This is a genomic window from Exiguobacterium sp. S22-S28 (assembly GCF_043359615.1).
Lineage (GTDB): Bacteria > Bacillota > Bacilli > Exiguobacteriales > Exiguobacteriaceae > Exiguobacterium_A.
The window spans coordinates 96439-105067 of record NZ_JBHFFC010000034.1; the positions used below are offsets into that span (position 1 = coordinate 96439).

Annotated in this window: 11 protein-coding genes; 4 read left to right on the forward strand and 7 right to left on the reverse strand. The window is 43.2% G+C overall.

What is annotated here, in order from left to right; all coding sequences use genetic code 11:
- Positions 1 to 9: 9 nt before the first annotated feature.
- Entirely contained in the window at positions 10 to 756 is a 747-nt protein-coding gene (nfsA, locus tag ACHA8N_RS16990; protein ID WP_147512236.1) for an oxygen-insensitive NADPH nitroreductase, read from the reverse strand.
- A 187-nt stretch (positions 757 to 943) separates the two neighbouring features.
- Between nfsA and ACHA8N_RS16995 the strand changes: the two genes are divergently transcribed.
- The gene (locus tag ACHA8N_RS16995) at positions 944 to 1855 is read left to right on the forward strand and encodes a hypothetical protein (protein ID WP_147512237.1); all 912 of its coding nucleotides are present in this window, start codon (positions 944 to 946) and stop codon (positions 1853 to 1855) included.
- 58 nt (positions 1856 to 1913) lie between these two features.
- On the opposite strand, the gene ACHA8N_RS17000 is transcribed toward ACHA8N_RS16995, so the two are convergent.
- The gene (locus ACHA8N_RS17000) at positions 1914 to 2174 is read right to left on the reverse strand and encodes a hypothetical protein (protein ID WP_147512238.1); all 261 of its coding nucleotides are present in this window, start codon (positions 2172 to 2174) and stop codon (positions 1914 to 1916) included.
- A 105-nt stretch (positions 2175 to 2279) separates the two neighbouring features.
- Between ACHA8N_RS17000 and ACHA8N_RS17005 the strand changes: the two genes are divergently transcribed.
- Positions 2280 to 3128 carry a GNAT family N-acetyltransferase gene (locus ACHA8N_RS17005; protein WP_393966414.1) on the forward strand — a complete coding sequence of 283 codons (849 nt, stop codon included), beginning with the start codon at positions 2280 to 2282 and terminating at the stop codon, positions 3126 to 3128.
- On the opposite strand, the gene ACHA8N_RS17010 is transcribed toward ACHA8N_RS17005, so the two are convergent.
- From ACHA8N_RS17010 to ACHA8N_RS17025, 4 genes are all read right to left on the reverse strand, one after another.
- The gene (locus tag ACHA8N_RS17010; protein ID WP_393966415.1) at positions 3117 to 4049 is read right to left on the reverse strand and encodes a hypothetical protein; all 933 of its coding nucleotides are present in this window, start codon (positions 4047 to 4049) and stop codon (positions 3117 to 3119) included. The genes ACHA8N_RS17005 and ACHA8N_RS17010 overlap by 12 nt on opposite strands.
- A gap of 114 nt (positions 4050 to 4163) precedes the next feature.
- Positions 4164 to 4523, reverse strand: a complete 360-nt coding sequence (locus ACHA8N_RS17015) for a hypothetical protein (RefSeq protein ID WP_147512240.1) — start codon at positions 4521 to 4523, stop codon at positions 4164 to 4166.
- Between the two features lie 56 nt (positions 4524 to 4579).
- Positions 4580 to 5047 carry a GNAT family N-acetyltransferase gene (locus ACHA8N_RS17020; RefSeq protein ID WP_393966416.1) on the reverse strand — a complete coding sequence of 156 codons (468 nt, stop codon included), beginning with the start codon at positions 5045 to 5047 and terminating at the stop codon, positions 4580 to 4582.
- A 30-nt stretch (positions 5048 to 5077) separates the two neighbouring features.
- Positions 5078 to 5572, reverse strand: a complete 495-nt coding sequence (locus ACHA8N_RS17025; RefSeq protein ID WP_393966417.1) for a GNAT family N-acetyltransferase — start codon at positions 5570 to 5572, stop codon at positions 5078 to 5080.
- Between the two features lie 283 nt (positions 5573 to 5855).
- Here ACHA8N_RS17025 and murB point away from each other — a divergent pair, with 283 nt between their 5' ends.
- A complete protein-coding gene (gene murB, locus ACHA8N_RS17030) occupies positions 5856 to 6776 on the forward strand; it encodes a UDP-N-acetylmuramate dehydrogenase (RefSeq protein ID WP_147512243.1) in 921 nt (306 codons plus the stop codon).
- A gap of 62 nt (positions 6777 to 6838) precedes the next feature.
- Here murB and ACHA8N_RS17035 read toward each other — a convergent pair whose 3' ends face one another.
- Entirely contained in the window at positions 6839 to 8062 is a 1224-nt protein-coding gene (locus tag ACHA8N_RS17035) for an aminopeptidase (protein ID WP_147512244.1), read from the reverse strand.
- A 98-nt stretch (positions 8063 to 8160) separates the two neighbouring features.
- Here ACHA8N_RS17035 and ACHA8N_RS17040 point away from each other — a divergent pair, with 98 nt between their 5' ends.
- On the forward strand, positions 8161 to 8580 hold the full coding sequence (locus ACHA8N_RS17040) for a DUF1232 domain-containing protein (protein WP_393966418.1): 420 nt from the start codon (positions 8161 to 8163) through the stop codon (positions 8578 to 8580).
- Positions 8581 to 8629 lie beyond the last annotated feature (49 nt).

Genomic DNA, 8629 nt, shown 5'->3' on the forward strand with positions numbered 1-8629 from the left:
ACCTCCGTTTTAATCTCGCGCTAAACGCTTTTCCTGTAAGAAATCACGCATGTATGTCCGTTTTGGATCTTTCATCGAAGCAGCCATCTGGTATACCCAGCCTTCTGTTCGACGTCCGTCTGTCCGTTCCCCATAATAGGAAGATGTTTCTTGTTCATACTCAGACAGTAACTGACGCATCGTGTCGTCATCAGTATACGTATTCCGGTGGAAAACCGCATCCATCGGAAGGCGGGGTTTTTTCCCCGGCTCTTGGTCCGGAAGACCGACGGCAACACCGAACAACGGAACAACGTGATCGGGTAAGGCTAACAGTTCACTGACTTTGGCTGCATCGTTTCGTAATGATCCAATATAAACCGTACCGTATCCGAGCGATTCTGCAGCGACGACGAGATTTTGAGCCGCAAGCCCTGCATCCACAGCACCCACGATTAATGCTTCAGTCGTTTCGACCGTCCGATCGACTGATCCGGACGCTATTTCTGCAGCCAAAACATGTTTATGGTAATCAATGCAAAAGACGAAAAAATAACTGTTTTCAGCGACATAAGCTTGTCCACTAGCGACATCCACCAATTGTTGCTTCAATGCGCTTTCTTCCACTCCGATAATGGCGTAGGCCTGCTGATAAGAAGAGGTGGAAGCCGCTTGGGCAGAACGGACGAGAATTTCAACCGTTTTCGGATCAAGCTGATGTGGCTTAAATTTCCGGATGGACCGGTGATGAAGTAAGTGTTCAATTGTTTCGTTCATGAATAATCGCTCCTTTGAATGAATGTTTCTCTTAAAGATAGGCAAACATCTCTTTAAGTGCAAATAATACATATCGATATACAAAGACAACCGATCATCTCATTTTATCTTTCGCGGGTTACTTCTTAAACAAATCGGGAAAAGGATACAAGAAGCGCTGTGTCTTTTTTGTCGAAGGAGGGCGGTCATGAGAATTCGCAAACTACGTCTTTTACTTGAACAATACGGCGATACGACCCTTCGCGACATTATCGTAGAAATGTATCGTCAACTTCCTAAACAAGTCATCGAAGAAAAAGATTTGGATTTGATGTTAGCTCAGTTTGCCAAGTACAAAGGTCTACAAAAAGAACAGGAACAACCAAACGTCGAACAAACCATCGAACAAACCGAACAATTCATCCAATTCGCTTATGATATGCAGTATTTGGAACCAAACGCACGTGTCACCATCCGTGAGCAAAAAAACTGGTATGTAACTGCAAAACGTCTGCTCAAACACCTCCGTCACTACATCGGTCGAAAAAACGGGACACGGGTTGCTTTTGAGGAGTTCTTTTTTTTACTTTCCTCGGCAGCCGGAGAAGAACCGCTTTTTTTAAGCAATGATCCTTTCCGATTAATCAAAGTCACACAGGTGGAGCTGTTTGAAGAACTTGTCGGTTACTATAAACTCGACACACCTGACCAAACATGGATGCAGCGAGCTATCTATACTGCCGTCAAAGTCCCGATTGATGTTGATACGGAGCGGAGCGATTTGTTCCTCGCCGTTCTTACCCACTGTACAAGTGTTCGTGAGCGGGAATCTTACGTGAATTTATTAAACACCCACGCTAAAAAACTTCAAATGAAGGTTCGGATGGATACGGACTTGTTAGTGCTGTATCAAGAAATTCGTTTTGCCGAACTGCATGCCCTCATTGCTTTACGTCAACTTGAACGTGCCGAAGCCATGCTGTTCACAGAATATATTCCCTATTTTTCTCATCGGTCGACTCCATTCCGTTATTACCTTGACTTGCTTCAGCAAGCCGGACTAGAAGAAGAACATGACCGGATCGAACGGGTCGGACGACGAAAACATATTCATTTTTAAGATATAATACGCCAAAAAGACGAAGGACTCTTTAATAAGAATCCTCCGTCTTTTTCATTTAGTCCGTCGCATTCACAATACCTAATCCAACTGTCGCTAATAAAGCGATACAGGCGAATAAAAAGGCCATGTCGTTTGGAGAATCAAATCCATCATATGTCGGTTCTTTTTGATCTGTAATGATTTCATCCATCGTTCCATAACTGCCGTACGTCGTAGATTCCCGGACGGTTGTTTCATTTTTTTCAATCTCTTGTGCTTGGATCGGATGTACCCCGATCAAAATGAAAAAGAATCCGAGTACAAGTAGTGTTCTCACTGTCTTTCACCGCCTAATTATTTACCTTTAATTTCAAATTAAACCCATAATATTTCTGTGTTTTTTGTATACTGACTGTACTGGCTTTCATTTTTTTGAAAGGACGTGTTTATATTGAAAATTTTATCTTACCGTCAACTCACTCATTCACAACGCCGCTTGGTGCATCGTTTTCTTCGACATCATCCGTCTATCCCTTCCTCCCTTACTCATCAACCGGATGAACATCAACAATGGACAATTTGGAAGGAACAAGATCTTCAGGCAACGCTCGGACTTCGTATTTTTCACCAGTCGATTCAATTAGTAAATGCTGCTTACTCTGATTTATCAGCTTTTCGTCAACTCGCTCTCTATGTGCACGAAAAAGCCCTCGCGCTTTCCCCTCAGTATATCGATGTGCAAGTCATACCGCCCCATGATTTCGGATTCGTCACGACATGGAACGCCTTGGGCTACTCTTTATCCGGTGAACAATTTCGATTAATTGGTCTTACTCACGAGCGAAACGCCTCGCTGCACTTCAAGCCTCTGTCCTTAAGAAATCGTCCGTTATACTTAAGTATCCGTAATGACGCTGTTGACGGTTCTGATTTTCTCTTCCCGTATGATGTTGCACATCTCGATTACTTATTAGATCAAGGAGTATTGCCCTACCTGGTGTACGACGAAAAAACAATCATCGGAACGATTTTGATTGAACAGCATCAACAAGTCGTCCGCCTTCTCGAAATCACCTGCTTGCCTCAACTGAAAAACCAAGGATATGGTCGGAGAATTTTGGATACCTTCCAAACGAAATTACGAAAAAAGAATATCTTGTCATTTGAAGTATTTTGTTATTCCACACAACAAGAAGCCCTCCGCCTCTATCAACCAGCGGCCTTTTGTGATATTCAAGTTTTTTCAAACTGGCATCGTTATTCTTGCGAACCGGTTTCTTTAACGACGTAAACGTTGTACGATTTCCATGTATTCTGTCAGTACGTATTGATCATCTATATCATTAAAATCGACACGTGCCTCTGATTTCAACCGTGTACCCATTACGAGTAGTCTCTCGTAATAATCTGTCCCTAAACTTGCTTCAAGTCCCGGTTGATAATTATGAAAGGCCAATAAAGAATCTTCCACGATTTCTTGATGTTTCGGATGTTTCAACGCATCTTCTAACAGTCTAGGAAATTGTTCCACTTGCCGTCCGACAATAGCATAAAACAACGGGAAATGTTTCGCATAACGAAAAGATATATCATAGCGGCCGTAATCAATGACAGGACGCAGACTTTCAAACTGTCCGCGTTGCAACCGTTCTGCTAATCCGACGGTCGTACGGTGTTCGAATAATAAAAGACTATCTCCGGTCAATGGCTGTTCATTCGTCAGCAACAAGACAATATCTAACGAATTAATTTCATCTGTTTCAAGAAAACGATCGCTCCGTTGCAATTCGGTTGTGTACGATAAATTCAATCCTGCTGCGACGGCTTGCTTGAACATCGTGTGATCATATACAGTATATAGACCTGCCGGGAAAGCTAACGGTTGCCGGACAAGCGATCGGTGTCCTTCAATCGTCACGATTTGATTAATATCCAAACCACCTGCGATCAACTTTTGAAGGAAAACAGTCCCTGATTTGATTTCTGTCAATCGGATCAACAGACGATCTACATCTACCATCGGTTGATGGGTTGAGAGCGCCAACGCAAGATGATCCTCTGACTGCAACGAAATCGCACGACTGATAAAATTCAAGGCCCGCCGCTCTTGTTCTGTCAATTGTTTGTCATATACTTGAAAATCAGTCGTTTTTAAATTAAGGAAAGCATCGATTGCCGGAGCAATCGCTTCATTTTTAACAAATCTTCTCATATTCCTTGTCCCCCTGAATGGTGTCTCTCTTCGTAGTGTACGCAAAATTGAATCTTCTTGAAAGACTCAAAAAAAAATCCCGGTGCTTCCTAAGAAAAGAAGCAACCAAGATTTTCATTTTTTACTCACTTTCAGATGTGAATTCCGAAAAGTTTCGTCTTTTTTACCGACTTTTTCAACACTCGTCCCCACCGAACCATTGTATTCGATCTCTTGTTTTGGCTGAATGAATTCATAAGTAACTGCTGGTTCACCACGTAATCGGACTTTAATCACTTGCCGATGTTGAAGTGAGAAAGAAGCTTTCACTTCAAGAAGGGACGTTTTATCAATACCGTTTCGGGACTGTAACATCTTCGCCAACTGATTCTCTGAATTCCGTTGACTGCTTTGAAGTTCAGCATACGAAATACCGACAGCAAACGACAGCACTCCAATCAGACTTAACGCGAGAATGACCAGTATTTTTTTCAATGACTGACTCACCTCCAGATAGAGTTCTTCCTGCTCTCATCATCGGATCATCCGTCCTATTCCTGAAGTCTTTTTGAAACTTCTTTCAACTGCATTTGCATATCGAGATGGGGAATGCCGTCTTCCAAATAGACATCGGATTTTTTTTCAAATCCAAATGTGGCATAAAATCCCTCTAAATGAGCTTGAGCTTGAAGATCAATCTGAAGTTCACCTTGTTTGCGGACATCGGCAATCGCTTCATTTAACAATCGTCTCGCAATTCCCTTTGACCGGTAATCGGCTCGGACGGCTACTCGTCCGATCGCGACTGCTCCAGACGGCTTTCTCGGCAGGACGCGAAGACAACCAATCAATTGATTTCCGTCATACGCCAAACCGTGCCATGCATCTTGATCCCGGTTATCCAGTTCCGGATACGGACAATTTTGTTCCACAACAAAAATATCCGTTCTGAGTTTTAACAATTCGTACAGGCTCGTTCCATCTAATTGATGAAATGAATACCATTTTGTTTGATACATAGACAACTCGCTCCCTACTTTTTTTAAAAATCATCCTCGAAACAGACGAGACAGTCGACAAGCATAAATAATGACAGGAACTCCTTTAAATACTGTTTCTTTTTCCCATTGCATTCCATTTGCTCGGGCAACATTTTGAGAAGATGTATTTTCAGGATGAATGATGGAAATCAAGCGTTCGTTTCCTTGTTCATGTGCTTGACGCATCAGTCTCTGGGCCGCCTCACGTCCATAACCGACTTTCCAGTGAATGGGTGTCAACCAATAACCAACTTCAAGTTCCTGTACACCGTCTACTTCTTGCAAAACAAGTCCGGCAAAACCAATCGGCTCCTGCGTCTCTTTTTTTTCTAACAGTAAAAATCCTGTTTGTCGTTCATCTTCATACCGTTCAAACTGCCGTTCAAACCAAACCTTTGCTTCTGCATCATCCAAGCCCATCCCTCCGTTGATGTAACGCATGACAAGCTCGTTTTGAACCAGTGTCTTATAGAAATCAAAATCCGTCTTTACAAATGGTCGCATGTTTAATCGTTCGCTTTCCATGGTGTCTCCCCCTTCCTTGATTTAATCGTGTCTTTTATTTTTCCCCTGTTTTTCATTTATTCACCCCTTATACCACCGTTTTCTTTAAAAAAATATACCGTGTGTCACATGACTATTCCATGACATTCTCTAAGAAGCGCTTGCTTTTTATCTGTCAACTCTGTATTTTGGGAACAGTATGCTAAACATCAAACACGGAATTAGTGTAAAATATATTTTGAGCGTTTTTGGCTGAATGGAATTTATGAAAAAGGACTGAGACATGATGACGGAGCAACTATTAGCTGGGTTGTACGAAGGTATTGCAAAAGAAGCAGTTTTAATCAACGAACCTTTAAAAAATCACACGTATACAAAAATGGGTGGATTGGCGGATCTTTTCTTGATTCCTTCCACATATGAAGAGACAGCATTTGCTGTCCGTTATGCTTATGAAAATGATTTACCTTTAACCATGCTCGGAAACGGATCAAACCTTGTCGTTCGTGACGGCGGTATCCGGGGAATCGTATTATCTTTTGAAAAATTAACTGATATTTCTGTTGAAGGACATGAACTTGTCGCACAAAGCGGAGCAGCAATCATTCAAGCTTCACGCATTGCTTACGACCATGCTTTAAGTGGTCTCGAATTCGCATGCGGCATTCCCGGTACAATCGGTGGTGCCTTGATCATGAATGCCGGTGCTTACGGTGGAGAAGTCAAAGACTGTCTGGATAGTGCAACCGTTTTGACCCGCAAAGGCGAGTTACTGAACATCTCGCATGAAGAGCTTGAGCTTGGTTATCGTTCAAGCTGTTTCTCGAAAAAAGAATATATCATCTTAGAGGGACGATTCTCTCTGACAGAAGGCGATCCAGCTTTAATCAAAGAAGTGATGGATGATTTGACACATAAACGCGAAACGAAACAACCTCTTGAATATCCTTCATGCGGGAGCGTTTTCAAACGTCCGGAAGGCTATTTTGCCGGCAAACTGATTCAAGACAGCGGTTTACAAGGCGCCCGGATTGGTGGTGCGGAAGTCTCTCAAAAACATGCCGGATTTATCGTGAATGTTAAAGACGCAACGGCAACAGACTATATTTCACTGATTCGCCATGTCCAAGAAACCGTCCAAGAAAAGTTTGGAATTTTACTTGAACCGGAAGTAAAAATTATCGGCGATGAGTTACACAACTAAACAAACAGCGGGCTGACACGATTCACGTGTCAGCCCGCTGTTTGTTTAACGAATTCGATGTATTAAATGGCCCAGTTCCCATCACGCATTAATGGTTCCCGTGTGCCGTCAGACAGTTCACCGTCAATCGACATGTCTCCGGAACCGATCATGAAATCAACATGCGTCATTGAATCGTTCGCACCTTGCGCTGCCAATTCTTCGTTCGACAGACTCGGTCCGTTCTCAAGACACGTCGAGTAGGCGCGTCCGATCGCCAAGTGGCAGGAAGCATTTTCATCAAATAATGTATTGTAGAACAAAATACCGGAGTCTGAAATCGGCGAATGGTGCGGCACAAGAGCCACTTCTCCGAGGTAACGCGCACCTTCATCCAATGAAATAAGTTCGTCAAGTGCTGCTTGTCCCTGTTTCGCTTCGGCTTTGATAATTTTCCCGTCTTCAAACCATAACGTAAACTCATCGATCAAATTCCCGCTGTAGCTGAGTGGTTTTGTACTCGAAACATGCCCGTTGACTCCGGTTTTTTTCGGTAAAGTGAATACTTCTTCCGTCGGCAGATTGGCGATGAAGTCGACACCATCCGCGTTTGGTCCACCTCCACCCAGCCAAACATGACGTTCCGGCAATTCAATCGTCAATTCTGTTCCCGGTGCCGAGTAATGAAGTTTATTGTATTTTTTCTCTGTCAAGAAGGTGGCTTTTGTCCGTAAATTCGCATCGTGTTGTTCCCAAGCGACGACTGGATTATCTTGGTCCACACGTGTCGCTTTCAAGATGGCTCCCCACAGGTCCTCCAGCGCGTTGTCAGAGTCCGGGAAGACCTTGGTAGCCCAAGCATCTGAAGGCGCCGCAATGACGCACCAACTGACATTATCACTCATGACGAACTTACGCCAATTTGCTAAAGCGATACCTGCTGCTTTATTCGCCCGCGCAATTCGACTGGATTCAACTCCATTCAATAAGTCAGGATCTTCACTGACGACCGAAAGGAACGCTGTTTTTTCTTCTGCCAATTGATCAAAACGAGCTTTTAACCATTCCGGAAACGCATCAAACGAATCTTCCGGTGCATCGAAGTAACGAATTTTCGTCATTTCATCATCTGACCACTGAACATAAACATTTGAAGCCCCCACTTCATAGGCCACACGCGTAATTTCACGGACAAGTGGTGCATTTTCAATTCCAGCACGAATTTCGAGTTGTTGACCGGCTTGCAGGTTGATTCCTGTACGTACCGCGAGTGCGGCATACTTTTTTAATTGTTCTTGAGTCGGCATTATGTAATCCCCTTTCAACTATTACTCTTATTTTCACGAAATAGTTGCAATTTTGCAAGAAATAAGGTGAAACTAGAGATACAGAAGGAGTGTTGATGATGGAATTTACACCAGGCGATTTTAAATCTGCTTACACCTATTTTCACCGACAAGCATTAGCCGCTGTCGGAAATGCGAAAGCACAAGAAGACTTACTGATCCAAGGAGAGCTCGGACTTGCCCGTCTCACAACGGATCTTGCATCTGAAGAAGAATCGGATATCGAACGGGAAGCGGAACTTGTACTTTATTTCCAACTCAAACAGTTACTCGGTATGTTACGGGCTTTGTACAACAAACGTTTTGAAATGCAACCGGAACAGGAACAACTTTTATTAACCGCTGTTTTGTACTTCACGTCCCCGGTCGACGCCCTGCCTGACGAAAATATTTTAGGGCTGTTCGATGACGCCCAAATCGTAGAGGCCATCTATGAAGAACTGGCAGCAGATGTCGATCGTTTTCAACATTTGGAATGACAAAATTGAAGGATGCAGACATCAAAAAAGAAGGATTCGATTTTCATCG

Bases quoted from the DNA above. Each gene is read 5' to 3' on its own strand.
- murB (WP_147512243.1), top strand. From the start codon at position 5,856: ATGATGACGGAGCAACTATTAGCTGGGTTGTACGAAGGTATTGCAAAA.
- ACHA8N_RS17020 (WP_393966416.1), bottom strand. From the start codon at position 5,047: ATGTATCAAACAAAATGGTATTCATTTCATCAATTAGATGGAACGAGC.
- nfsA (WP_147512236.1), bottom strand. From the start codon at position 756: ATGAACGAAACAATTGAACACTTACTTCATCACCGGTCCATCCGGAAA.
- ACHA8N_RS17040 (WP_393966418.1), top strand. From the start codon at position 8,161: ATGGAATTTACACCAGGCGATTTTAAATCTGCTTACACCTATTTTCAC.
- ACHA8N_RS16995 (WP_147512237.1), top strand. From the start codon at position 944: ATGAGAATTCGCAAACTACGTCTTTTACTTGAACAATACGGCGATACG.
- ACHA8N_RS17035 (WP_147512244.1), bottom strand. From the start codon at position 8,062: ATGCCGACTCAAGAACAATTAAAAAAGTATGCCGCACTCGCGGTACGT.
- ACHA8N_RS17010 (WP_393966415.1), bottom strand. From the start codon at position 4,049: ATGAGAAGATTTGTTAAAAATGAAGCGATTGCTCCGGCAATCGATGCT.
- ACHA8N_RS17025 (WP_393966417.1), bottom strand. From the start codon at position 5,572: ATGCGACCATTTGTAAAGACGGATTTTGATTTCTATAAGACACTGGTT.